A 24157-nucleotide genomic window follows, 5' to 3' on the forward strand; every position below is an offset into this window, starting at 1 on the left:
GCGCCAAGAAGGCCATCATCGGCGTGGCCGCCTCCATGCTCACTGCCGCCTGGCACATGCTGCGCGACGGCACCGAATGGCACGACCTCGGCGCCGCCCACTTCGACCGCGCCGACGCCCACAAAACTGCCAACCGCCTGATCCGACGGCTCCAACAGATCGGCTACGCGGTGCAGGTCACACCTGTTTGAAGAGGGACGTTTCATCTCAGACGCGGGCAGAGTCGAATGCGACTACCGGCATTGGGTTTCGAACGCGCCGGGAACGCATCCCGCGCGAGCTACGCGAGAGGCGATCATCAGCCGGCCCTCAGCCGGAGGACGCCGCACTCATTCACCATCCGCCGACAGCGACACCCCGAGATCCACGCTCGCATCACCGACCAGCGCCTGAATGCGCTGAAGGCATGCAACATCGATGGATTGCAGCCGCTCTGGATGTGCAGCAATGTCGAGGTCAATAAGCCGGAGCACCCGCACACGCTCTGGATCAGTTCCCTCGGTGCGGCGTCGAATTCCGCCAAGGCCATCCATTTCAGTACCCTCGCCCGGTATCCACTACCCCCGCCACCGCCTCCCCCCGCTCCATCGCCCGGATCTTCCCAACGATCTGCTTGATCGATGTGTCGCGCTCGGTCCGCGCCGAGCCATGCGGCGTCACCGTGATCTTCGGATGTGACCAGAGCGGATGCCCGGCCGGCAGCGGTTCGACGTTGAAGACATCGAGCGTGGCACCGGCGAGCAGTCCGCTGTCGAGCAGCGGAATCAGGTCATCGTCGACCAGGTGCGCACCGCGCGCCACGTTGATCAGGTAGCCGCCGGGGCGGCCGCCATTGAGCTTCGACAGCGTGTCGCGGTTCAGGATGCCGCGCGTCTCGGCGGTCAGCGGCAGGAGGTTCACGAGCACGCGGCTGGCGCCGAGAAAGTCGTCGAACTGGGACTCACCGGCGAAGCAGCGCAAGCCGTCGATCTGCTTGGGCGAACGGCTCCAGCCATTCACCGGAAACTCGAACTGCGCCACAGCCTTGGCCACGCGCTCGCCGAGCACGCCGAGCCCCATCACGCCGACCGGGAAGTCGCTCCGCTCGCGCGGCTTGCGGTAGCTCCAGCGGCCGGCTCGCGCTTCGGCCTCGTAGGCGTCGAACTCGCGAAAATGCCGGATCAGCGCATGGCAGACGTACTCGGCCATCTGCACCGACATGCCGGCGTCGTCGAGCCGCACCACCTTCGTCTGCGGCGCCACCTTGAGCTTGAGCAGCGCATCGACACCCGCGCCGATGTTGAACAGCCCGCGCAGGCCCGGCTGCTCGTCAAGAAACTGCTGCGGCGGCGCCCAGACCACGGCATGGTCGGCCGGCGCGGCGCCGGGCGCCCAGTTCTCCACCTCGGCTTCGGGCATGGCGGCGCGCAGGCCCTCGATCCAGGGATCGGGGCGGTTGTCGGTCAGGCAAACGGTGATTCGGATTCGGGAAGTCATCCCCCGAGCTTAAATGCGACCCGCCTCGGCGTCGGCCTAAGCCGCGATGCGCAGCAGTTCAGCCCCCTCCGCGACCTGGTCCCCCGGCACGTACAACAGTTCCTCGACCGTGCCGTCGGCCGGCGCCGCAATCGTGTGCTCCATCTTCATCGCCTCCATCACCGCCAAGGGTTGGCCGCGGCTGACCTTGTCGCCCGCCTTGACCGCGAAGGACACCACCTTACCGGGCATCGGCGCCGTGAGGCGGCCGCCCTCGGCATGCGTCTCTCCGGCATGCGCGAGCCGGTCGATGGCGACGATCCGGGTCGCGCCCTCGGCGCCGAACAAATAGGCCGTGGCCTCATCCTCGTAGACGTTGAGCGTGTGCCGCTGGCCGTTGAACTGCAGTTCGAGCTCGCCCGAGGGGAAGCTGCCGATCACGAGCGGCCCCGAGACCTCGCCGACCTGGAGCGTGAGCGCGCCATCGTGCAGGTAGCGCAGCGTGGCACTTTTCGGCTCGCCGCGGAACTCGAATTCGAAGGGCCGGGTCGCCACGCCATGCGACTGCCAGCCGTCACGCCGGCTGAACGGATCGGCACTGGCGCCCGCCGCCTCGGCCAGCAAGGTGCACGCGATCGATGCCGCGGCCGCCAGCGGCAGTCCGAGCGGCTCCTGGTCAAACAGCACCGAGCGCTCGCGCTCGATCAGCGCGGTGTCGAGCCTGGCATTGGCGAACGAATCGGTGCGCAGGATGCCGCGCAGGAACTGCACATTGGTCGCCACGCCGACGATGTGGGTCTGCGCCAGCGCCAGGTCGAGCCGCGCCAGCGCCTCTTCGCGCGTTGCGCCATGCACGATCAGCTTGGCAATCATCGAATCGTAGAAGGGCGAGATCACGCCGCCCTCGCGCACGCCGTCATCGATGCGCACGCGGCTGCGCTGGAAGGTCGTGGCCTGCGGCTTGCGATAGACCCGCAGGGTGCCAGTGGCCGGCAGGAAATTGTTGTCGGGGTTCTCGGCGCAGATGCGCGCCTCGATCGCATGGCCGTGGATCTGCAACTGCTCCTGCTTCAGGGGCAGCGCCTCGCCGGACGCCACGCGCAGCTGCCATTCGACCAGGTCGAGGCCGGTGATCGCCTCGGTCACCGGGTGCTCGACCTGCAGCCGCGTGTTCATCTCCATGAAGAAGAAGTTCATTTCCGCATCACCGCGCTGCTCGACGATGAACTCGACCGTGCCCGCGCCGACGTAGTTCACCGCTCGCGCCGCCGCGACAGCCGCCTCGCCCATCTGCTTGCGCATCGCTTCGGTCATGCCGGGCGCGGGCGCTTCCTCGAGCACCTTCTGGTGGCGCCGCTGCACCGAGCAGTCGCGCTCGAACAGGTAGACGTAGTTGCCCTTTGTGTCGCCGAAGACCTGGATCTCGATGTGGCGCGGCCGCTGTACGTACTTCTCGATCAGCACCGCGTCGTCGCCGAAGCTGTTGATCGCCTCGCGCTGGCACGAGGCCAGCGCGGCGGCGAAGTCGCCCGCCTTCTCGACCACGCGCATGCCCTTGCCGCCGCCGCCGGCGCTGGCCTTGATCAGCACCGGGTAGCCGATGCGGTCGGCCTCGCGCTGGAGCAGCGCCGGGTTCTGGTCGCTGCCGTGGTAGCCGGGCACCAGCGGCACGCCGGCCTTCTCCATCAGCTGCTTCGATTCGGCCTTCAGTCCCATGGCCTTGATCGCCGAGGGCGGCGGGCCGATGAAGACCAGGCCGGCATCGGCGCAGGCCTGCGCAAATTCCTCGTTCTCGCTCAGGAAGCCGTAGCCCGGATGCACCGCCTCGGCGCCCGCGGCCCTGGCGGCCTCGAGGATCTTCTCCCAGCGAAGGTAGCTCTCCTTGGGCGCGCTGCCGCCGAGGTACACCGACTCGTCRCAGGCGCGCACGTGGTTGGCGTGGGCGTCGGCGTCGGAGTACACGGCCACCGTGCGCACGGCCATGCGGCGCGCGGTAGCGGCCACACGGCAGGCAATCTCCCCACGGTTGGCGATCAGGATCTTCTTAAACATTCGATGAGTCTCCAGGAGGATTTTTCTTGAGCTGGAAGGCGGGCACGACGCCGGGATCGGACCGGCCGCTGAAGATCCGCGCCACACGGCCGAACAAGGCTTTGAGGAAGCGCCAGCTCTTGCGGATCAGCCAGACGCTGGCGACCAGCACGACGATGAACAACAGGCCGAACACCAGCGGATGCGCGACCGCCAGCCACAGGCCGGCAGGCACCACGGTGTCCTCGATCAGCGAGGCGCCGACGTTGGTGAAGGGCTCGGGCGAGGTGTTGATCGCGGCCCGCGTGGTGGCCTTGGCCGCATGCGCAGTGGCCGCGAAACCGCCGCCGAGCAAGGCGGCCACCAGCGCCAGCGCCGCGTGATCGGCGCCGAACACACCAGCCGCGAGCGCAGCGCCGGCGGGAATGCGGATCGCGGTGTGGACCATGTCCCAGATCGAATCGAGGCCCGGGATCTTGTCGGCGAAGAACTCGACGAAGACCATGAAGCCGCTGGCCGCCAGCACCACGGGGTGCGCCAGCAGCTGGAGCCCGCTGGGCAGCGGGATCCAGTCGAGGTAGCCGGCGAGACCGGTCAGCAGCACCACCAGGTACAGCCGCACGCCGCTGGCCCAGCCGAGCGCGGCCGCCAGGGCGAGCAGTTGCGGCATGTCGAGCGAGGTCATGGGGGGCTCCGTGTCACACGCTCAACCACGAGGGCTTGCGCTTCTGCAGGAAAGACTGGACGCCCTCGCGCCCTTCCTCGCTGGCGCGGATGTCGGCAATGCCCTGCACCGTCTTCGCGATCAGCGCGTCGTCGATCTCCTGACCCGCCACGTCAGCGATCAATGTCTTGCAGGCCCGCACCGCGGCCGGGCTGGCGCTGGTCAGCGCCTTGACGATCTCGGCCACCTTGGCATCGAGCGCGTCGGCCGCCACCACCTCGTGCACGAAGCCGATGCGATGCGCCTCGGCCGCCGCGAAGCGCTCGGCCGTGAGGAACCAGCGCTGCGCCGCCCGGGTGCCCATCGCGCGCAGCACATAGGGGCTGATGGTCGCCGGGACCAGGCCGATCCGGACCTCGCTGAGGCAGTACCAGGCGGCGTCGACGCTGACCGCGATGTCGCAGGCCGCGACCAGCCCCATGCCGCCGGCATAGACATCGCCCTGCACGCGCGCGATGGTGGGCTTGGGGCAGTCGGCAATGGTGCGCAGCATGGTGGCCAGCTTGCCCGCGTCGGCGACGTTCTCGTCGCGCGAATAATCGGCCATGCGCTTCATCCAGTTGAGGTTGGCGCCGGCGCAGAAGGCCGGGCCGTTGGCGCCGAGGACGACGGCCTTGACCTGCGGCGCGGCGCCGGCGTCGAGGAAGGCCTGGGTCAGCTCGGCGATCACGGTGTCGTCGAAGGCATTGCGGGCGTCGGGCTGGTCGAGCCAGATGCGTGCGACAGCACCTTCGATCGACAGCTTCAGCGTGGTGAAAGACGTGCTCATGACGATTTCGCTTCCTGTTGCAGCAGATAGACCCAATCAATCTCAGGCGCGGGCTCGGCCATTGCGGTCAGCGCGGCGCTGAGTTGGCCGCGATGGTGGGTCGCGTGGTTGAAGACATGGCCGAGCGCCGGCGCGAACGGAATGCGCACCTCGTCGCCGTTGTTGCGGGTGTAGGCGAGTTCGCCTTCGAAACGCTCCGGCGCCAGGGCCGCAAGCCAGGGGCTCCAGCGCGTCACGGCCTGGCCGAGCGCATTGCAGACCTCGATGCGGTCCGCGTGCAATTCGGTATCGAGCGCCAGGCGCAGCGACTGGCCTTCGGCGAAGCGCGCGAACCAGATGTTGTCGGTCAGCAGCAGATGGTTGACCGTGCGGTGCACCGAGCGAAAGAACAGCCCGCAGTCGCGATGCCACTCGTCATCGGACAGCCCCTGCAGGTTCGACGCGACCAGCCGCTGCGTCGCCCACGCGTGGTAGCGCGCGAGGCTGGCGAAGTAGTTCGGCAGCGACATCGCGCTCACATGCGGAAGATGCCGAACTTCGGCTCGGGGATCGGTGCATTGCGCGCCGCCGCCAAGCCCAGCGCCAGCACGCGCCGGGTGTCGGCCGGGTCGATGATGCCGTCGTCCCAGAGCCGCGCGGTGGCGTAGTAGGGATGGCCCTGCACCTCGTACTGCTGGCGGATCGGCGACTTGAAGGCTTCCTCTTCTTCGGCGCTCCACTGCCCGCCCTTGGCCTCGATGCCGTCGCGCTTGACCGTGGCCAGCACGCTCGCGGCCTGCTCGCCGCCCATCACGCTGATCCGCGCGTTGGGCCACATCCAGAGGAAGCGCGGCGAGTACGCGCGGCCGCACATGCCGTAGTTGCCGGCCCCGAAACTGCCGCCGATGATGATCGTGAACTTGGGCACGTTGGCGGTGGCCACGGCCGTCACCATCTTGGCGCCGTGGCGCGCAATGCCTTCGTTCTCGTACTTGCGCCCGACCATGAAGCCCGTGATGTTCTGCAGGAACACCAGCGGCGTCTTGCGCTGGCAGCACAGCTCGATGAAGTGGGCGCCCTTCTGTGCCGATTCGCTGAACAGGATGCCGTTGTTGGCGACGATGCCCACCGGCATGCCCTCGATCTCGGCGAAGCCGCAGACCAGGGTGCTGCCGAAGCGCGACTTGAACTCGTGGAACTCGCTGCCGTCGACGATGCGGGCGATGATCTCGCGGACGTCGAAGGGCTTGCGGGTGTCGGTCGGAATCACGCCGTAGAGCTCTTCCGTCGGGCACGCCGGAGCCCGGATGGCACTCGCGGGCGGTGCAGCGGCAGTTGCGTTGCGGGCATTGAGATTGGCCACCGCCGCGCGCGCCAGCGCCAGCGCATGCAGGTCGTTCTGCGCCAGGTGGTCGGCCACGCCCGACAGCCGCGTGTGGACGTCGCCGCCACCCAGGTCTTCCGCCGTCACCACCTCACCGGTGGCCGCCTTCACCAGGGGCGGGCCGCCGAGAAAGATGGTGCCCTGGTTCTTGACGATGATGCTTTCGTCACTCATCGCCGGCACGTAGGCGCCGCCGGCCGTGCAGGAGCCCATCACGACCGCGATCTGCGCGATGCCCTGCGCGCTCATCTGCGCCTGGTTGTAGAAGATGCGGCCGAAGTGGTCGCGGTCCGGAAACACTTCGTCCTGGTTCGGCAGGTTGGCGCCGCCCGAGTCGACCAGGTAAATGCAGGGCAGGCGGTTCTGCTCGGCGATCTCCTGCGCGCGCAGGTGCTTCTTGACAGTGACGGGATAGTAGGTGCCGCCCTTCACGGTCGCGTCGTTGCAGACGATCATGCAGTCGACGCCGCTGACCCGGCCGATGCCCGCGATCAGGCCCGCCCCGGGCGCCGCGCCGTGGTACATGGCATGGGCGGCGAGCGGCGCCACCTCGAGAAAGGGCGTGYCCGGGTCCAGTAGCTGCGCCACGCGGTCGCGCGGCAGCAGCTTGCCGCGGGCCGTGTGCTTGCTGCGCGCCGCCTCGCCGCCGCCGGCCTCGACCTTGGCGAACTGCGCATGCAGATCGTCGACCAGCGCGCGCATCGCGCTCGCGTTGGCCTGGAAATCCGCCGATCGGGCGTTGAGTTGGGTCTCGAGCTTCATGCAGTCTTGTCCTCGTCCAGCCCGAGCTGGTCTTTCATGGCTTCGCGAATCTTGAACTTCTGGATCTTGCCCGTGACCGTCATCGGGAACTGGGTCACGAACTCGATGTAGCGCGGCACCTTGTAGTGCGCGATCTGGCCCTTGCAGAACTCGCGCACCTCGTCGGCGCTCAGGCTCTGGCCTGGCTTGGCGATGATCCAGGCGCACAGCTCCTCGCCGTACTTCTTGTCGGGCAGCCCGACCACCTGCACGTCCTGCACCTTCGGATGGCGATACAGAAACTCCTCGATCTCGCGCGGGTAGATGTTCTCGCCGCCGCGGATCACCATGTCCTTGATGCGGCCGACGATGTTGACGTAGCCCTCGGCGTCCATGGTGGCGAGGTCGCCGGTGTGCATCCAGCCGTCGGCGTCGATCGCCTCGCGGGTCTTCTCCGGGTCATCCCAGTAACCGTGCATCACGGAATAGCCGCGGGTGCAGAACTCGCCCGAGCTGCCGCGCGGCACGATATCGCCCGTGACCGGATCGACRATCTTGATCTCGAGGTGCGGCTGCACCGTGCCGACGGTCGACACGCGCTTCTCGAGCGGCGTGTCGGTCGAGCTCTGGCAGCTCACCGGGCTGGTCTCGGTCATGCCGTAGGCGATCGTGATCTCGCGCAGGTGCATCTGCTCGACCACCCGCTTCATGACCTCGGTCGGGCAGGGCGAGCCGGCCATGATGCCGGTGCGCAGGGACGAGAAGTCGAACTCCTTGAAGCGCGGATGGTCGAGTTCGGCGATGAACATCGTCGGCACGCCGTGCAGCCCGGTGCACTTCTCGGCCTGCACCGTCTGCATCACCGTCAGCGGGTCGAAGCCGTCGTTCGGATAGACGATGGTCGCGCCATGCGTGAGGCAAGCCAGGTTGCCCAGCACCATGCCGAAGCAGTGGTAGAGCGGCACCGGGATGCAGAGGCGATCGACCGGCGACAGCTTCATGCACTCGCCGATGAAGAAGCCGTTGTTGAGGATGTTGCGATGCGTCAGCGTCGCGCCCTTGGGGAAGCCGGTGGTGCCGCTGGTGAACTGGATGTTGATCGGGTCGCTGGCCTTGAGCGTCTTCGCGATGGCATCGACCTGCGGATCGTCGGCATCGCCGCTGTCGTGCAGCGCCGAGAAGCGCATCAGTCCAGGCAGTTCGCCCTCGTCGCCGGCCGCGTCGATCCAGGCCACGCTGCGCAGATGCGGCAGCCGGGCGGCCTTCAAGGCACCGGGCGCCGCCGCAGCAAGCTCGGGCGCCAGCTCGCGCAGCATGCCGACGTAGTCGCTGGTCTTGAAGCTCTTCATCGTGACCAGCGCCTTGCACGCCACCTTGTTGAGCGCGTACTCGAGTTCCGAGCTGCGATAGGCCGGGTTGATGTTGACTAGGACGATGCCGACCTTGGCCGTGGCCAGCTGCATCAGCACCCAGGACGCGTTGTTGTGCGACCAGATGCCGACGCGGTCGCCCGGCACCAGCCCCAGGCCCAGCAGGGCGCTGGCGAGGCGGTCGACTTCGCGCTGCAGTTCGCGGTAGCTGTAGCGCTTGTTCTCGTGCACGCTGACCAGCGCCTCGTGGTCGCCCTGGCGGGCGGCCATGTCGTCGAAGAAGTCGCCGATCGTCTGCTCGATCAGCGGCACGTCGGTGGCGCCTTGCGCCATGCTCAGCGTCGGGTTCATCGCGCCTCCGTCAGGCCGTCTCTGCGAACAGCTCTCGGCCGATCAGCATGCGCCGGATCTCGCTGGTGCCGGCGCCGATCTCGTAGAGCTTGGCATCGCGCCACAGCCGCTCGACCGGGAAGTCCTTGGTGTAGCCGACGCCGCCGAGCGCCTGGATCGCCTCGCCGGCCATCCAGGTCGCCTTCTCGGCCGAGTAGAGGATGGCGCCGGCCGCGTCCTTGCGGAAGGTGCGCGCATGGTCGCTGCGGTCGCAGGCCTTGCCGACCGCGTAGACATAGGCGCGCGTGGCCTGCCAGGTCGAGTACATGTCGGCCAGCTTGCCCTGCATCAGCTGGAACTCGCCGATGCTCTGGCCGAACTGCTGGCGCTCGTGGACGAAGGGCAGCACCGCGTCCATGCAGGCGGCCATGATGCCCAGCGGGCCGCCGGAGAGCACGGCGCGCTCGAAGTCGAGGCCGCTCATGAGCACCTTGGCGCCCATGCCCTCGCCGCCCAGCACGTTCTCCTCGGGCACCTCGCAGTTGTCGAAGTAGAGCGGGAAGGTGTTGGAGCCGCGCATGCCGAGCTTGTCGAGCTTGGTGCCGGCCGAGAAGCCCTTGAAGCCCTTCTCGACGATGAAGGCGGTCATGCCGCGGGCACCCATCTCGGGCTCGGTCTTGGCATAGATCACCAGCGTGTCGGCGTCGCCGCCATTGGTGATCCACATCTTGCCGCCGTTGAGCACGTAGCGGTCGCCCTTCTTCTCGGCCCTGAGCTTCATGCTGACCACGTCGGAACCCGCATTGGGCTCGCTCATGGCCAGCGCGCCGACGTGCTCGCCGCTGACCAACTTGGGCAGGTATTTCTTCTTCTGCGCTTCGTTGCCGTTGCGGTGGATCTGGTTGACGCACAGGTTGGAGTGCGCGCCATAGGAGAGGCCGACCGAGGCCGAGGCCCGCGAGACCTCTTCCATCGCGACGATGTGCGCCAGGTAGCCGAGCTCGGTGCCGCCGTATTTCTCCTTGACGGTCATGCCGTGCAGGCCGAGGTCGCCGAGCTTCTTCCACAAGTCGGCCGGGAACAGGTTCTCGCGGTCGATGTCGGCGGCGCGCGGCGTGATCTCGTGGGCGGCGAAGTCCTGGATCGCGTCGCGCAGGGAATCGATGGTGTCGCCCAGGTCGAAGTTCAGGCCGGGATCGTGCATGGGTTTGTCTCCTTGGTCGGTCAGTCCCGCACCGGAAATTTCCCGGGCGGAGAGGCGCAGCTTACGCCGTGTGCCGGTGCATTTGGCGCCACAATGGTTGCAAATCCCGCCACATTTCTCGCTCGCCGCCATGCCCTCGTCACCGCTCCAGAGCACCCGCCGCGCGGCCACGCCGATGGCCTTCGTCCAAGCGATTGTGCGGGCCTACGCGCGCTACGGCGCCGACCCCTCGGCGGCCCTGGCGGAGGCACAGATCACGCCGCATGAACTCGCAGATCCAGCCGCACGCGTGACCGCCGCGCAGTTCGAGACCCTGTCCGGCTTCGCGATGCAGCAGCTCGACGACGAGGCGCTCGGCTGGTTCCAGCGTCGGCTTCCGTGGGGCAGCTACGGCATGCTGTGCCGGGCCTCGCTGGGGGCGCCCGACCTCGGCGTCGCGATCAAGCGCTGGTGCCGGCACCTGCGGCTCTTGACCGACGACATCGCGCTCGATCTCTCGGTCGCCGGCGGCCTGGCGACGGTGTCGATCACCGAGCACCGCCCGCTCGGCGAGTTCCGCGAGTTCTGCTTGGTGTCGAACTTGCGCTTCCTGCATGGCTACGCCTGCTGGGCCATCGATTCGCGGGTGTCGCTGAGCGCCACCACCTTTCCGTTCGAGGCGCCGCCGCACCGCGAGGCCTATCCGCTGATGTTCGGCGGCAGCCTGCGCTTCGGCGCCGCCCAGGCCAGCTACAGCTTCGACCCGCGCTACCTGGCGCTGCCGTTGCGGCGCGACGAGGCGGCGCTGCGCACCATGCTGCGGCGCGCCCTGCCGCTCACGGTGCTCCAATACCGCCGCGACCGGCTGCTCGGCCAGCGGGTGCGCGAGCTGCTGCGCAGCCGCGCCGCCGAAGCCGCGACCGCCGAGGCGCTGGCCGCGCAGCTGAACCTGTCGAGCCGCACCCTGCATCGACAATTGATGGAGGAAGGCGTCTCGCTGCAGGCACTCAAGGACGAGATCCGGCACGAAGCGGCGGCCGACCAGCTGCGGCGCACCGACCGGCCGATCAAGCAGATCGCGCTAGCGGTCGGTTTTCGCAATGAGAAAAGCTTCTCGCGCGCGTTTCGCGGCTGGACCGGCGTCGCACCAGGCACCTTCCGGCGGCACGGCCTGGCGCCACGCAAGGGGAACGCGGATTCGTGAAAAAAGTGTGCTCGGAATCGTCCGATGGGAGAACGTCTGACAAGAAGGGGGCTCGGCGCGCCCTACCATCGCCGCATGCAGCAGATTCCCGACACCGACAGCGACGCCTTCGCCGACTTGATGGATTTCATCGCGACATCGGGCCGCACCCGCAACAGCGGCTTCGTGACTGAAAACGCGGACCATCTGGTGTCGCGCATGTGGGCCGACCGGGCCCAGGCGATGACGCTCTCGCTGACCACCATGGCAAGGGCCACGCTGCCGCGCGGCAACGCCTGAGCCTTCGCTTCAGTCCTCGCCCAGGGACTTCTTCAGTCGCGCGAGCGCTGCAGCACGCTGCGCCCGGCTGCGATCAGCCGCGCCACCTCGTCGTCGCTGATCGAGAACGCGGTCGACACCTGCAGCAGCCGCTGCCCCAATTCGCCGTCCGCGGCGTCGCGCAGGCTGACCTGCACGACGTGAATCTCGGCATCGGGGGCAAAGGCGTCCGAGCCATCGGCGCTGCACCCTCCCGCCATTGGCGAGTGTTATCGAGCAGGAACTCCTGGGTTTCCAGGGTGGCGCGCGCGCCGGCCCCGAACAGCAGCGTGTCGGCCACCGCCCGAACGCCAGGCACGATATCGATCTGATCGTTGGCCGCGTCGCGCGCCGAATTGACGCTGATCACCACCAGCTTGCGCACGCTGCCGCGCGGGATGCCGACTTCTAGCTCTGCCGCAAGCCGCCGCCGATCAAGGCGCGGTCGAGCAGCCGGCGCACCGCGAGGTTGTCGGCAACGCCGCCATCGACCAGGTGGATGAAGGGGCGGCTCTGGGCGTCCAGGTAGCTGTTGGCCTGCATGCGGAACATCCGGGCCCGTAGTTGCCGCCGCCGCGCCCCGCGAGCCGCGGCACGATGCCGAGCTCGCGGCATTCCTGCGAATAGTTCTGAAGCGTCAGCGGACTCAGCAGGATCGGCACCGCCGAGGAGGCCGCGACCGCGAAGGACAGGGGCACGCTCTGCAAGTCGGAGCAGATCAATGCGAACTGGTCGGCCGTGAATTCGAAGGCCGTGCCCAGCGACATGTCGGTGGCCGCGATCACCAACTGCGGGTGGCGCGGGTTGCGCTCGATGTCGGCGTAGGTCTTGCCTCGTAGATCTCGTCGAGTCGGCGCACCAGCAAGTGGCTGCCACCGTACCAGGGGGAAGTCAGGTCGTACAGGCTGCCGGGCCGCAGCGCCTGCAGGATCAGGCTGTTCCGGAAGTTCTGGCGCAGGAAGTCGCGTTCGAAGTCCTGCAGCTTGTCGGCGCCGAAGGCCGCGTAGTAGGCCGCCAGGATGCTGCGGCCCGACACGCCGCTGATCACGCCGGTGGCGTCGAGCAGGTCGGAGCGGCGGCCGTTCAGATCGACCTTAGTGCGCCGCAGCTCCTCCAGCACGCCATAGCCGAATGCCGCGGCCCGCGCACCGCCGCCGGACAGCTTGACGGCCACCAGGATCGTCGGATCCCGGCCCGACTCCGGCGCCATGAGGACCGAGGGCGATGGCGGCCCGTCGACCAGGGGCTCGTTGAGCCCGACGAGCAGCCCGCCAGGCTGACGGCGATCAAGGGACCACAGAGCGCGCGCAAGCCGTGCATGGGAGCGTATTCAGGCGAACGCGGAGCGCCAGTCGGCCAGCAGCGCCGGAAGCTGCGCCATGTCGGTGAACACCTGCACGGCGCCCACGGCACGCAGGGCTTCGGGCCCGCTGTGGCCCAGGTCGGTCGGGCTGTAGCCGAACACGGTCGCACCGGCGGCGACGCCGGCCATGGCCCCGGTGACCGTGTCCTCGATCACCGCGCAGCGCGCCGGGTCGACGCCGAGCGCCGATGCGGCCGCCAGGTAGACGTCGGGCGCCGGCTTGGAGCGCGGCATTTCGTGGCCGCTGAAGATGCGTCCCTCGAAGCAGTCGAGGATCCCGATCTTCGCGAGCTGCAGCTCGACCTTGTGGCGATCGGCGCCCGAAGCGCAGGCTATCCTGCCATCCAGCGCCGCATTCAGGGCGCGCACGGCCAGCGCGGCGTTCGGAATGGCCAGCAGGTCGCGCTCGAGCGCCTCGTTGCGGCGGCCGCGAAAGCCGTGCAGCCATTCGGGCGTGATCGCGAAGCCGGTTCTGGCCTCGATCAGCGCCGCCTCGTCCTTGACCGCCTTGCCGGTGAAGATCCGCATCGACTCCTCGGTGCTGAGACTCCAGCCGAGCTCGCCGAGCATCTCGGCGAGCACGCGGTTGGTGATGGGTTCGGAGTCGACCAGGACGCCGTCGCAGTCGAACAGGACGGCTTCGAAAGGGATGGGAGTCATGGGACGATCGTATCAACGAACCCCCGCCGCCAGCATGACGCTCAGGCCGGCTGGACTGGAATGTAGATCTCGCCGCCTGCGGCCTTGAACTCCGCCGACTTGCCCGCCATGCCGTCCAGGGCCGCGTCGCTGGCCTCGATCCCGCGCTGGGCGGCGTACTCGCGCACCTCCTGCGTGATCTTCATCGAGCAGAACTTCGGCCCGCACATCGAGCAGAAATGCGCCAACTTGCTGCTGTCCTTGGGCAAGGTCTCGTCGTGGAACTCGCGGGCGGTGTCGGGGTCGAGGCCGAGGTTGAACTGGTCCTGCCAGCGAAACTCGAAGCGCGCCTTGGACAGCGCGTCGTCGCGCGAGCGCGCACCCGGATGGCCCTTGGCGATGTCGGCCGCATGGGCCGCGATCTTGTAAGCGATGATCCCTTGCTTGACGTCGTCGCGGTCGGGCAGGCCCAGGTGCTCCTTGGGCGTGACGTAGCACAGCATCGCGGTGCCGGCCCAGCCGATCATCGCGGCGCCGATCGCGCTGGCGATGTGGTCGTAGCCCGGCGCGATATCGATCGTCAGCGGGCCCAGCGTGTAGAACGGCGCCTCGTGGCAGTGCTTGAGCTGCTCGTCCATGTTGGCCTGGATCAGGTGCATCGGCACATGGCCAGGGCCCTCGATCATGGTCTGCACGTCGTGCTTCCAGGCGATCTGCGTGAGCTCGCCAAGGGTGCGCAGTTCGGCGAACTGGGCCTCGTCGTTGGCATCCGATGCGCAGCCGGGGCGCAGGCCGTCGCCGAGCGAAAAGCTCACGTCGTAGGCCTTCATGATGTCGCAAATGTCCTCGAAGTGCGTGTAGAGGAAGCTCTCCTTGTGGTGCGAGATGCACCACTTGGCCATGATCGAGCCACCGCGCGAGACGATGCCGGTGCGCCGGTCCGCCGTCAGGTGGATGAAGGGCAGCCGCAGCCCCGCGTGGATGGTGAAGTAGTCGACGCCCTGCTCGGCCTGTTCGATCAGGGTGTCGCGGAAGATCTCCCACGTGAGGTCCTCGGCCACGCCGCCGACCTTCTCCAGCGCCTGGTAGATCGGCACCGTGCCGATCGGCACCGGGCTGTTGCGCACGATCCAGTCACGCGTGGTGTGGATGTTGCGGCCGGTCGAAAGGTCCATCACGTTGTCGGCGCCCCAGCGGATCGCCCAGACCAGCTTCTCGACCTCTTCCTCGATGCTGGAGGTCACCGCCGAGTTGCCGATGTTGGCGTTGATCTTGACCTTGAAGTTGCGCCCGATCGCCATCGGCTCGACCTCGGGGTGGTTGATGTTGGCCGGGATGATCGCGCGGCCGCGCGCCACTTCCTCGCGCACGAATTCGGGCGTGATGATCTTCGGGATGCGGGCGCCCATCGGATTGCCGGCCAGCCGCTTCTCGCGCGCCTCGTCGGCCATGTACTCGGCCATCCATTCGCGGCGGCCGTTCTCGCGCAAGGCGACGTATTCCATCTCGGGCGTCACGATGCCGCGGCGCGCGTAGTGCATCTGCGTCACGTTGGCGCCGGACTTAACGCGCCGCGGCGTGCGTTGCAGCGCCGCGGCGCCGGCACGCAGCTCGGCGATGCGCTGGGCATCGCGGTCGGCATGCGTCGCGCCGTCGTCGAGCGCCAAGTGCAGCCGGCCTTGATAGCTCTCGGTGTCGTTGCGCTCGGCGATCCAGGCGTCGCGCACGGCGGGCAGCCCGCGGCGGACATCGATGTCGGCGGCCGGATCGGTGTACGGGCCCGAGGTGTCGTAGAGCGAGACCTGCTCGCCGTTGGTCAGCGAGACTTCGCGCACGGGCACGCGAAGGTCGGGCCGGCTGCCGGCGATGGCGCCCTTGGTCGAGGCCGGGAAAGGCTCGCGCGTGAGCGTGAGGAGGGAAGCGAACTTGTCAATGGCATTCATGCGGGGCACTCCTGTTTGGAAAACAACGGGTGCTCCGCGATGCCTCGGGTCGGCATCGCTCCCCGAGGAACGGGGGAATGCCGGGGAGTCGCAGCTCTTCTTACGCTGGTATGAACCAGATCAAGTTCGCGGGTTCGGCCGCTTGGCCATCTCAGCACGCAACTGCGTGCACCCCGGAGCGGGGCCGATTCTAGGCCGTTCGCAGGCGCCGGATCAAGCGGTGTGTGCGGCCGCCCGCGGCGCGGCCACCCGCATCGGCTCGACCGTGGAGGCTTCCGCCGCATGCAACGCGACCCAGGCGTCCAGCCCGCCGGCCAGCACGCGCACGCGCGGCAGCCCGGCGGCGGCCAGGATGCGCGCGCCCGCGATCGCCGAGGCGTCGTCGGGGCAGTCGCAGAAGACCACCAGTTCGCGCCCGTCAGCGAACGCACCGAGCCGCTTCGGCAGTTGCTTCAGCCCGATGCCGATGGCGCCGGGAATGGCCCGCGTATCGAGGGCCCGGGCCTCGTCGGAGCGGACGTCGATCAGCGTCGGGCCAGCGCCCGCAGCCAGGGCTTCGCGCAGCACTTCGACCTGGATGTGTTCGATGTCGTCGGCCTGCTGCTGCGCCAGCCGGCGTTGCCGGTAGCGCCAGCCGATGAAGGCCGCCAGGGCCAGCATGCCGATCACCAGCGCGCCCAGGCCGATGTTGGAGATCACCGCGAGCACGTCCTGGATCGCCGCATGGAAGATCCGGCCGACGAACAGGAAGCCCAGCGTCCAGATCAACGCCGCCACCGTTTCGTAGAACAGGAAGCGCAGGTTCGACATACCCAGCGCACCGGCCATCGGCGGCGCCACCACCGACACGCCGGGCACGAACTTGGCCGCGATCAGCGACAGGCCGCCCCAGCGGCCGAGGATCGACTCGCTGCGCCTGACGCAGGAGTCGGGCGACAGCGAGATCCGGCACAGCAGTCGCATCACGCGATAGCCCCAGCGGCGCCCGGCCAGGAACCAGGCGCCATCGCCGAGGATGTTGCCGAGCACCGCGGCCAGCAGCACCGCGACGAAGGACACCTGCCCGCCGACGGTCAGCCCGCCGGCGACGATCAGGAAGGGCACCGCCGGCACCGGCGCGCCGAGGCGCGTCGCCAGCGTGGCGGCGAACACCAGGAGGGCGCCCTGGCTGGCGAGGAGTGCGACGAAGTCGTTCATGGGATATCGGGACCGAGGGCGTCAAGTGGGAGGGCCGGCGCTATTCTCCCTGCGTGGGGCGCGCCGGCGCGGTCGTGGCCTGCTGCGCGGAGGCGCCGCCTTGCAGCAAGACGTCGGAAAAATAGGCCACGCCGTGGCCATGCGTGTTGTCGGCATCGGCGGCGATCGCGACCGCCACCACATCGGGCATGGTGTCGCCGGCCTCTTCGCCGAAAGCGCGCTTGTAGTCGGCCAGCAGGTTGCGGCGTTCGGCCACCCAGGCGCCCGGGCGCGCCGCCGGTCCCGATTCGAGCACCACCATGCGCATGCGCTTGGTGAAGGCGTTCACGAGCGAGCTGCCCTTGGCCTCCTTGTTGTCCCAGACATAGCAAAGGGCCTCGCTCGGCACCTGCTCGCCGGTGGCACGGCGTGCCAGCGCCAGCCGGGTGCGCTCGCCGACCGGCAGCCGGTCGACCGGAAAGTCGAAGAAGACGCAGACCTTGGCCGCACCGTCGTCGCCCGACCGGGTCCGCAGGTCGGCATCCTGCACGAACTCCTCGACGCGCCAGCGCCAGGCCAGGGTCGTGTTGGCGTTCAGCGGCGTCCGGGTCGCATGCACCAGGTTGCCATAGGACTGGTCGGCCTCCACCCGGAGCACGCGCTGGCCGTCCTGCTGCACCACCTCGAAGCGAGTGGCGGTCTTGTTGGGCAGGGTCGTGAAGCGCCACGGCGCCGGAGCCTCGGGGCCACGGGCGCTGGAGAACGGCGTCAGGGTGGGGCCCTCTTCGGCGCCGGCGGCCGGCGCGGCCGTCCACAGCAGCAACGTCGCAAGGGCGGGCAAGGCCGCGGCAGCGAGCCGGCGCTGCCAGCCTGTCTTCGTCGTGCTGTCCATAGGGGGCCTCTTCGTCCTTCTTTGAGGGGTCGGACGAAACGCCCTGGACGCTCTGCCGACTTGCACGAAGTGTGAGGCCGGCAGGACGGGAAATAAATAGGCCAAAAGGAATCGCTCTGTCTCTCCCTTGCGCACAATCGCGCCAGATTGCTACCAAATTGATAGCTTTCCGCGCAGCCTGCGCGCCACGGAAGCGCGAATTCGACGACCCAAGACGGTCAGTGCAGGTCGCCGTCGACGTAGTACCACCGGCAGTGGACCCCCTCGTCTTCGCGCACGAAACGACTGCGCTCGTGCAGCCGCGTCGCCACCCCGGCGCTGCTGCGCTGCCGGGCCACGAACTCGACCTCGGCGTGGTCGGCGTCGAGCACCGAGCGCGAGCGGACCTCGAGCCCCAGCCATTTCACGCCGGGCTCGAAATCAAGTGTCGCCGGGCGCGTCGAGGCGTGCCAGGTCGCCAGAAGGTAATCGGCCCGCTCGCGCACGAAGGCGGTATAGCGCGAGCGCATCAGCGATTCGGCGTCCGGTGCCGGCGTGTTCTCGAAATCGTCCACGTAGCGCCCGCAGCACAGGGCGTAGACCAGCGGCAGTTCCCGTCGGTCACGACGCCCGCAAGGGCAGGGAACACGGGCGGGGTTGGAGGGGGATGCGGACATGGAAGGGACGTGGGCGGAGGAAAGTTCCTGGGCGTATTGTGCAGACCCTGGAATCACCCTCCCCCCGACGCCCCGCGGCTCAGGCCAGCGCGCGCTGGATCAGCAGCTTCTGGATGTCCGACGTGCCCTCGTAGATCTGGCACACGCGCACGTCGCGGTAGATGCGCTCGAGCGGGAAATCGTTGACGTAGCCATAGCCGCCCAGCGTCTGGATCGCCGCGCTGCAGACGCGCTCGGCCATCTCGCTGGCGAACAGCTTGGCCATGGCCGCCTCCTTGAGGCAGGGCAGGCCGGCGTCGCGCAGGGCGGCCGCATGCCAGATCAGCTGGCGCGCCGCTTCGAGCTGGGTCGCGCAGTCGGCCAGTCTGAAGCCCACCGCCTGCTGGTCGAAGATGCTGCCGCCGAAGGCCTGCCGCTCCTTGGCATAGGCCAGCGCCACCTCAAAGGCGCTGCGCGCCATGCCCACGCTCTGGGCGGCGATACCGATGCGCCCGCCTTCGAGTGCGCCGAGCGCGATCTTGTAGCCCTCGCCCTCCTGGCCGATCAGGTTCTCCCGCGGGATGCGGCAGGCATCGAAGTTGATCTGCGCGGTGTCGCTCGAGTGCTGGCCCAGCTTGTCCTCGAGCCGCGCGACGTTGTAGCCCGGCGCATCGGTCGGCACGATGAAGGCGCTCATGCCGCGCTTGCCCRCACCCTTGTCGGTGACCGCGATCACGATCGCCACCTGGCCGTTCTTGCCGCTGGTGATGAACTGCTTGACGCCGTCGATCACCCAGCCCTCGCCGTCCTTGCGCGCCGTGGTGCGCAAGGACGAGGCATCGCTGCCGGCCTGCGGCTCGGTCAGGCAGAAGGCGCCGAGCATGCGGCCCTGTGCCAGAGGCTGCAGCCACTGCTTCTTCTGCTGCGCATTGCCGTAGCGCATCAGGATCGCGTTGACCGGGCAGTTGGTGACGCTTATCGCGGTGCTGGTGCCGCCGTCGCCGGCGGCGATCTCTTCGAGCACCAGCGCCAGCGTCAGGTAGTCGAGGCCGGCGCCGCCGTCTTCCTCGGGCACGCAGATGCCGTAGGCGCCGAGCGCCGCCAGGCCCTCGTGCGCGGCCTTCGGAAAGCGGTGCTCGCGGTCCCACAGCGGCGCCTGGGGCCAGAGTTCGGATTGCGCGAAGGCGCGCACCGCGTCGCGGATGGCTTCTTGGTCGGGGGTGAGCAGCATGTTTTCAGATGAGTTCGATCGCCACCGCGGTGCCTTCGCCGCCGCCGATGCACAGCGTCGCCACGCCGCGCTTCTTGCCGCGCTGCTGCAGCGCATGGATCAGCGTCACCATGATGCGCGCGCCGCTGGCGCCGATCGGGTGGCCCAGCGCGCAGGCGCCGCCATGCACGTTGACGATGTCGTGCGCCACCGAGAGCTCGTGCATCAGCGCCATCGGCACCACCGCGAAGGCCTCGTTGACCTCCCACAGGTCGACATCCTTCACGCCCCAGCCGGTCTTCTTGAACAGCTTGGCGACCGCGCCCACCGGTGCGGTCGAGAACCACTCGGGCTGCTGCGCGTGCGTGGCGTGGGCGACGAGGCGGGCGATCGGCTTGGCGCCGTACTTCTTGGCGGTGCTCTCGGTCATCATCACGAGCGCCGCGGCGCCGTCGTTGATCGACGAGCTCGATGCCGCGGTGATGGTGCCGCCGTCCTTCTTGAACGCCGGCTTCAGGGTCGGGATCTTGTCGAGCTTGACCTTGCCCGGGCCTTCATCGATCTCGATCACGGTGTCGCCGCCGCGGCCCTTGACCGTCACGGCCGCGATCTCGGCCTTGAAGGCGCCCGAACTCGTCGCGGCCTTGGCCCGCTCGACGCTGGCGATCGCGAACGCATCCTGCTGCTCGCGCGTGAACTTGTACTTGGCCGCACAGTCCTCGCCGAAGGTGCCCATCGAGCGGCCCGGCTGGTAGGCGTCCTCGAGGCCGTCGAGCATCATGTGGTCGAAGATGCGGTCGTGGCCCATGCGGTAGCCGCCGCGTCCCTTGAGCATCAGGTAGGGCGCATTGGTCATGCTCTCCATGCCGCCGACGACCATGACGTCGTGCGTGCCCGCGAGCAGCATGTCGTGCGCCAGCATCGCCGCCTTCATGGCCGAGCCGCACATCTTGCTGAGCGTCACCGCGCCGGCGCTGTCGGGCAGGCCGCCCTTGTAGGCCGCCTGGCGTGCCGGGGCCTGGCCCTGGCCGGCCATCAGGCAGTTGCCGAACAGCACCTCGCCGACGCTGTCGGCCGAAATGCCCGCGCGCTCGACCGCCGCCTTGATGGCGACGCCGCCCAGGTCATGCGCCGAAAGGGAAGAAAAGTCGCCCTGGAAGCCGCCCATCGGGGTACGGGCGGCGCCGACGATCACGATCGATTCGCTCATGGTTTTGCTCCTTCAGTGGTTGTCAGAAATACGGGGTAGGGTTGTCGTGCCTGAATCGCAGCGACTCGTCATACGGAAACACATCCAGCATCTGGCCGGCCTGGATGCGCTGCTTGTGGCTCTGCCAGAAGGTGGCGTCGAGCAAGTCGGCGTGGTGGGCCATAAAGGCCTCGCGCACGGCCGGATTGCCGAGCAGGAAGGGCTCGAAGGTCTCGGGGAAGACGTCCTTCGGGCCGACCGAATACCAGACCTCGCCGCTCATCTCGTCCTCTTCGTTGCGCGGCGCCGGCACCTTGCGGAAGTTGCAATCGGTGAGGTACTCGATCTCGTCATAGTCGTAGAACACCACCTTGCCGCCGCGCGTGACGCCGAAGTTCTTGAACAGCATGTCGCCCGGGAAGATGTTGGCCGCCACCATGTCCTTGATCGCATTGCCGTACTCGACCACCGCGTGCTCCAACTGCTTGCTCGCCCGCCTGGCGTTCTCGGGCTGCGCCAGCAGATCGAAGGACTCCTGCAGGAAGATGTTCAGCGGGATCATGCGGCGCTCGATGTAGACGTGCTTGACCACCACCTCCATTTCCCCGTTGCCGTCGCGGTCGCCGATCTCGAGCTGGCTCGGCGCGAACTTGCGGATCTCCTCGATCAGCTCGGGCTCGAAGCGGTCGAGCGGGAAGCCGACGTCGCTGTACTCCAGCGTGTCGGCCATCCGGCCCACGCGGTCGTGCTGCTTCACGAGCATGTACTTGCGCTTGATCTGCTCGCGCGTGGTGTCCTTCTGCGGTGGAAAGAAATCCTTGATAACCTTGAAGACGTAGGGAAAGGACGGCAGGTCGAACACCAGCATCACCATGCCCTTGATGCCCGGGGCGATCCGGAACTTGTCGGTCGAGTAGCGCAGGTGATAGAGAAAGTCGCGGTAGAACAGCGTCTTGCCCTGCTTGGCAAGGCCCAGCGCGTTGTAGATCTCGGCCCGCGGCTTGCGCGGCATCAGCGAGCGCAGGAACTGCACATAGGCCGAGGGCACCTCCATGTCGACCATGAAGTAGGCCCGCGCGAAGCTGAACAGCATCTGCAGGTCTTCCTCGCCGAACAGCGCCGCGTCGACATAGAAGCGGCCCCGCTCGTCGTGGAGGATCGGCAGCGCGAACGGCATCTCGAGGAAGCCGTTGTTGATCTTGCCGACCACGTAGGCGCCCTTGTTGCGATAGAACAGCCCCGACAGCACCTGCAGCTGGAAATTGGCGCGCAGCTTGATCTGGTGGAAGCGTCCGAGGATGGCGACCGCGATCCGCTCGGCGTCGCGGCGGCGGTCGGCATAGCGGCCCTGCAGCGCATAGTCCTCGAGCATGCGCTCGACCGTGTCGGACAGCGTTTCGCGCTCCGGGTAGTAGGCGCGGTAGGTCGGCGCATCGCGCGGCTCGATGTACTCGGTGCTGATCGCCGGCCGCACGAAGATGAAATCGTTCTGGAAATAAGTCCGGTGCAGGATCTTGGTGGTGACCGAGTTGAAGAAGGTCTCGGCCAACTCCGGCTGGTGGTGGTCGACCAGCAGGCCGATGAAGTGCAGCTTGACCTGGTGCCAGACATTCATCGGCTGCTCGCCGGCCTTGAACTCCTTCTCGAGGCGGGCCACCGCCTCGCCCACCCGCAGGTCGTAGAACTCGATGCGCTCGCGCTGGGCGCGCTGCTGGCCATGCCAGTCGGCGGTCTCGAAGCGGTGCTTGGCGCGCGCCGACTCGGCGCGAAAGAGCCGGTAGTGCCGATCGAAGCCGTCGCGCATCGCCCGGGCGATGTCATAGGCGAGCGGCGAATCGAGGCGCTGCGGGAACATGGCTCGACTACTTGGGAGACCCGATCGTTTCGGTCTGGCCCAGGACGGCGTCCAGCGGCTTGCTCCACTTGTAGCGGATCCGCTGCACCGCGGCCCGGTACAGGGATTCGAGCGGCTTGGAGCCGTCGACCGTCATGCCGAGGTCCTGCAGCAGGCCGTCGTTGACCCCGAAGGCCCAGCCATGGATGGTCACCTGCTGGCCGCGGCCCCAGGCATCGCACATCACGGTGCTGACCGCGACGTTGACCACCTGCTCGGCGACGTTGAGTTCGCACAACGCATCCGCCCGGACCGCCTCGGGCAGGCTCTCGAGCATCACCCGATGGCGGTCGCGCACGTCCTGGATGTGGCGGATCCAGTTGTCGGCAATACCGATGCGCGCGCCCTCGAGCGCCGCCTGCACGCCCGAACAGCCGTAGTGGCCGACCACCATGATGTGCTGCACCTTGAGCCGCTCGACCGCGAACTGGATCGCCGACAACGCGTTGAGGTCGGAGTGCACAACGATATTGGCGACGTTGCGGTGAACGAAGACCTCGCCCGGCTCGAGGCCGGTGATCTGGTTGGCGGGCACCCGGCTGTCGGAGCAGCCGATCCACATGTACTTGGGCGTCTGCTGCTTGACCAGGCTGGTGAAGAAGCCGGGGCGGTCGCGCTCCATGCGCGCCGACCAGGCGCGGTTGTGAGCGAACAGGTCCTCGAGGGAGTCGGGCGTGTTGTCCATTTCTTGTCGGTCCGGTTGGGTTGATGGGCTCGGGCCGCGCCTCAGCGCGCCTTGGGCTTCGCGGTGCGGGCCAGCGCCGCGCGCGCCTTCTTTTCCTGGGCGCGAACCTCCGCCAGGTTCGCCTGCAGTTCGGCCAACTGCGCTTCGAGCTGCTCGCGGTGGGCGCCGAGCACACCAAGGAAGCGCTCGAGCTGCACCGCGGTGTCGCGCGGGCTGTCGTACATGTCGAGGATCTCGCGCGCCTCCGTCAGCTTGAGGCCGAGGCGCTTGGCCCGCAGCGTCAGCGTGAGGCGGGCGCGGTCGCGCGAGGTGTAAATGCGCTGCAGCCCGGCCCGGCGCGGCGCCAGCAGGCCCATGTCCTCATAGAAGCGGATGGCTCGCGTCGTGAGGTCGAACTCCTTGGCGAGCTCGCCGATGGTGAAGGTCTGCGAAGGCATGAATAATGTCGGAAAGCGTGGGCGACAGCAGATTCGGGCGGCACTGCCTACAATGTTGGCTCAAAGCCATGACGTTTACGTTAACGTCAATCGTACATGAACCTTCTCGAACGCGAACTCCAATACCCCCTCGGCGACACCCTGCCGGGCCCCGGCCAGACGGTCGAAGTGGCGCCCGGCATCCGCTGGATCCGCATGGCGCTCCCCTTCGCGCTCGATCACATCAATCTCTGGCTGCTGCGCGACAGCATCGACGGCGTCGAAGGCTGGAGCGTAGTCGACTGCTGCATCTCCCACGATGCCTCGCGCGCCCAGTGGGAGCAGATCTTCGAGACGCAGCTCCAGGGGCTGCCGATCCTGCGGGTCATCGTGACCCACATGCACCCGGACCACATCGGCCTGGCGCACTGGTTGTGCGAGCGCTGGAAGGCGCCGCTGTGGATCAGCTCGACTGACTACCACGTGGCGCGCGTGCTCACCACCGCCGGCGACACGCTGGCCGGCGGCGACGCGGCCGCCGACTTCTTCGCCACGCACGGACTCACCGACCCCGAGGCGGTCGCCAAGATCCGCGCCCGCACCAGCTACTACGTCAACATGGTGCCTTCGGTGCCGGCGAGCTTCGTT

Annotated in this window: 26 protein-coding genes, 1 pseudogene and 1 riboswitch; of the genes and pseudogenes, 5 read left to right on the top strand and 22 right to left on the bottom strand. The window is 68.0% G+C overall.

The annotated features are described in order from the left end of the window. Positions 1–191 (top strand): annotated as a pseudogene (locus tag AC1DY5_RS08180) (IS110 family transposase); the annotation flags it as partial. Between the two features lie 138 nt (positions 192–329). On the opposite strand, the gene AC1DY5_RS08185 reads toward AC1DY5_RS08180, so the two are convergent. Genes AC1DY5_RS08185 through AC1DY5_RS08225 form a run of 9 tightly spaced genes read right to left on the bottom strand, consistent with a single transcriptional unit; the run spans position 330 to position 9987 of the window. Beyond that, positions 330–533: a type II toxin-antitoxin system PrlF family antitoxin gene (locus AC1DY5_RS08185; RefSeq protein ID WP_478110593.1), complete on the bottom strand. Its 204-nt coding sequence runs from the start codon at positions 531–533 to the stop codon at positions 330–332. Between the two features lies 1 nt (position 534). Further along, a complete protein-coding gene (locus tag AC1DY5_RS08190) occupies positions 535–1464 on the bottom strand; it encodes a 2-hydroxyacid dehydrogenase (protein WP_478110659.1) in 930 nt (309 codons plus the stop codon). A 48-nt stretch (positions 1465–1512) separates the two neighbouring features. Then, the gene (locus AC1DY5_RS08195; RefSeq protein ID WP_478110596.1) at positions 1513–3507 is read right to left on the bottom strand and encodes an acetyl/propionyl/methylcrotonyl-CoA carboxylase subunit alpha; all 1995 of its coding nucleotides are present in this window, start codon (positions 3505–3507) and stop codon (positions 1513–1515) included. Beyond that, on the bottom strand, positions 3500–4171 hold the full coding sequence (locus AC1DY5_RS08200) for a DUF4126 domain-containing protein (RefSeq protein ID WP_478110599.1): 672 nt from the start codon (positions 4169–4171) through the stop codon (positions 3500–3502). Before AC1DY5_RS08200 ends, AC1DY5_RS08195 begins: the two co-directional genes overlap by 8 nt. 13 nt (positions 4172–4184) lie before the next feature. Next, positions 4185–4979 carry an enoyl-CoA hydratase/isomerase family protein gene (locus AC1DY5_RS08205; RefSeq protein ID WP_478110603.1) on the bottom strand — a complete coding sequence of 265 codons (795 nt, stop codon included), beginning with the start codon at positions 4977–4979 and terminating at the stop codon, positions 4185–4187. Beyond that, positions 4976–5488 carry a DinB family protein gene (locus AC1DY5_RS08210; protein ID WP_478110607.1) on the bottom strand — a complete coding sequence of 171 codons (513 nt, stop codon included), beginning with the start codon at positions 5486–5488 and terminating at the stop codon, positions 4976–4978. The genes AC1DY5_RS08205 and AC1DY5_RS08210 overlap by 4 nt, the downstream gene beginning before the upstream one ends. Before the next feature lie 5 nt (positions 5489–5493). After that, on the bottom strand, positions 5494–7104 hold the full coding sequence (locus tag AC1DY5_RS08215) for a carboxyl transferase domain-containing protein (RefSeq protein ID WP_478110609.1): 1611 nt from the start codon (positions 7102–7104) through the stop codon (positions 5494–5496). Next, on the bottom strand, positions 7101–8804 hold the full coding sequence (locus AC1DY5_RS08220) for an AMP-binding protein (RefSeq protein ID WP_478110611.1): 1704 nt from the start codon (positions 8802–8804) through the stop codon (positions 7101–7103). Before AC1DY5_RS08220 ends, AC1DY5_RS08215 begins: the two co-directional genes overlap by 4 nt. A gap of 10 nt (positions 8805–8814) precedes the next feature. Next, positions 8815–9987, bottom strand: coding sequence for an isovaleryl-CoA dehydrogenase (locus AC1DY5_RS08225; RefSeq protein ID WP_478110613.1), 1173 nt, complete (start codon positions 9985–9987; stop codon positions 8815–8817). A 130-nt stretch (positions 9988–10117) separates the two neighbouring features. Between AC1DY5_RS08225 and AC1DY5_RS08230 the strand changes: the two genes are divergently transcribed. Further along, positions 10118–11170 (top strand): AraC family transcriptional regulator, encoded by a 1053-nt coding sequence (locus tag AC1DY5_RS08230; RefSeq protein WP_478110615.1) that lies wholly within the window; start codon positions 10118–10120, stop codon positions 11168–11170. Positions 11171–11194: 24 nt separating this feature from the next. Continuing rightward, positions 11195–11449, top strand: coding sequence for a hypothetical protein (locus tag AC1DY5_RS08235; RefSeq protein WP_478110617.1), 255 nt, complete (start codon positions 11195–11197; stop codon positions 11447–11449). 32 nt (positions 11450–11481) lie between these two features. Here AC1DY5_RS08235 and AC1DY5_RS08240 read toward each other — a convergent pair whose 3' ends face one another. Beyond that, complete coding sequence (locus AC1DY5_RS08240; RefSeq protein WP_478110621.1) at positions 11482–11688, bottom strand: hypothetical protein; 207 nt, start codon at positions 11686–11688, stop codon at positions 11482–11484. Between AC1DY5_RS08240 and AC1DY5_RS08245 the strand changes: the two genes are divergently transcribed. Then, positions 11688–11879 (top strand): hypothetical protein, encoded by a 192-nt coding sequence (locus tag AC1DY5_RS08245; RefSeq protein ID WP_478110623.1) that lies wholly within the window; start codon positions 11688–11690, stop codon positions 11877–11879. The genes AC1DY5_RS08240 and AC1DY5_RS08245 overlap by 1 nt on opposite strands. Here the strand turns inward: AC1DY5_RS08245 and AC1DY5_RS08250 are convergent. The 12 genes from AC1DY5_RS08250 to AC1DY5_RS08305 form a co-directional block, all read right to left on the bottom strand. Further along, entirely contained in the window at positions 11876–12010 is a 135-nt protein-coding gene (locus AC1DY5_RS08250) for a hypothetical protein (protein WP_478110625.1), read from the bottom strand. The genes AC1DY5_RS08245 and AC1DY5_RS08250 overlap by 4 nt on opposite strands. A gap of 238 nt (positions 12011–12248) precedes the next feature. Continuing rightward, a complete protein-coding gene (locus AC1DY5_RS08255; protein WP_478110627.1) occupies positions 12249–12677 on the bottom strand; it encodes a patatin-like phospholipase family protein in 429 nt (142 codons plus the stop codon). Positions 12678–12797: 120 nt separating this feature from the next. Next, positions 12798–13490 (bottom strand): HAD family hydrolase, encoded by a 693-nt coding sequence (locus AC1DY5_RS08260; protein ID WP_478110630.1) that lies wholly within the window; start codon positions 13488–13490, stop codon positions 12798–12800. A gap of 41 nt (positions 13491–13531) precedes the next feature. Next, positions 13532–15412, bottom strand: a complete 1881-nt coding sequence (gene thiC / locus AC1DY5_RS08265; protein ID WP_478110632.1) for a phosphomethylpyrimidine synthase ThiC — start codon at positions 15410–15412, stop codon at positions 13532–13534. A gap of 80 nt (positions 15413–15492) precedes the next feature. After that, positions 15493–15598: riboswitch (TPP riboswitch) on the bottom strand. A gap of 27 nt (positions 15599–15625) precedes the next feature. Further along, on the bottom strand, positions 15626–16609 hold the full coding sequence (locus AC1DY5_RS08270) for a rhodanese-like domain-containing protein (RefSeq protein WP_478110634.1): 984 nt from the start codon (positions 16607–16609) through the stop codon (positions 15626–15628). Positions 16610–16649: 40 nt separating this feature from the next. Continuing rightward, positions 16650–17480, bottom strand: coding sequence for a DUF3047 domain-containing protein (locus AC1DY5_RS08275; RefSeq protein ID WP_478110636.1), 831 nt, complete (start codon positions 17478–17480; stop codon positions 16650–16652). A gap of 218 nt (positions 17481–17698) precedes the next feature. Further along, positions 17699–18136 carry a YchJ family protein gene (locus AC1DY5_RS08280; protein ID WP_478110641.1) on the bottom strand — a complete coding sequence of 146 codons (438 nt, stop codon included), beginning with the start codon at positions 18134–18136 and terminating at the stop codon, positions 17699–17701. 79 nt (positions 18137–18215) lie between these two features. Then, complete coding sequence (locus AC1DY5_RS08285; protein ID WP_478110643.1) at positions 18216–19346, bottom strand: acyl-CoA dehydrogenase family protein; 1131 nt, start codon at positions 19344–19346, stop codon at positions 18216–18218. Between the two features lie 4 nt (positions 19347–19350). Beyond that, positions 19351–20535, bottom strand: coding sequence for an acetyl-CoA C-acyltransferase (locus AC1DY5_RS08290; protein WP_478110645.1), 1185 nt, complete (start codon positions 20533–20535; stop codon positions 19351–19353). A 22-nt stretch (positions 20536–20557) separates the two neighbouring features. Next, positions 20558–22369 (bottom strand): bifunctional isocitrate dehydrogenase kinase/phosphatase, encoded by a 1812-nt coding sequence (aceK, locus tag AC1DY5_RS08295; protein ID WP_478110648.1) that lies wholly within the window; start codon positions 22367–22369, stop codon positions 20558–20560. A gap of 7 nt (positions 22370–22376) precedes the next feature. Then, positions 22377–23093 carry a carbonate dehydratase gene (gene can, locus AC1DY5_RS08300; RefSeq protein WP_478110652.1) on the bottom strand — a complete coding sequence of 239 codons (717 nt, stop codon included), beginning with the start codon at positions 23091–23093 and terminating at the stop codon, positions 22377–22379. A gap of 41 nt (positions 23094–23134) precedes the next feature. Further along, on the bottom strand, positions 23135–23530 hold the full coding sequence (locus AC1DY5_RS08305; protein ID WP_478110654.1) for a MerR family transcriptional regulator: 396 nt from the start codon (positions 23528–23530) through the stop codon (positions 23135–23137). A 96-nt stretch (positions 23531–23626) separates the two neighbouring features. Between AC1DY5_RS08305 and AC1DY5_RS08310 the strand changes: the two genes are divergently transcribed. Continuing rightward, on the top strand, positions 23627–24157 hold a 531-nt coding region (locus AC1DY5_RS08310; protein ID WP_478110657.1), incomplete at its 3' end, for an MBL fold metallo-hydrolase.

The sequence above is a fragment of the Variovorax sp. P4_D9 genome (genome assembly GCF_056401695.1).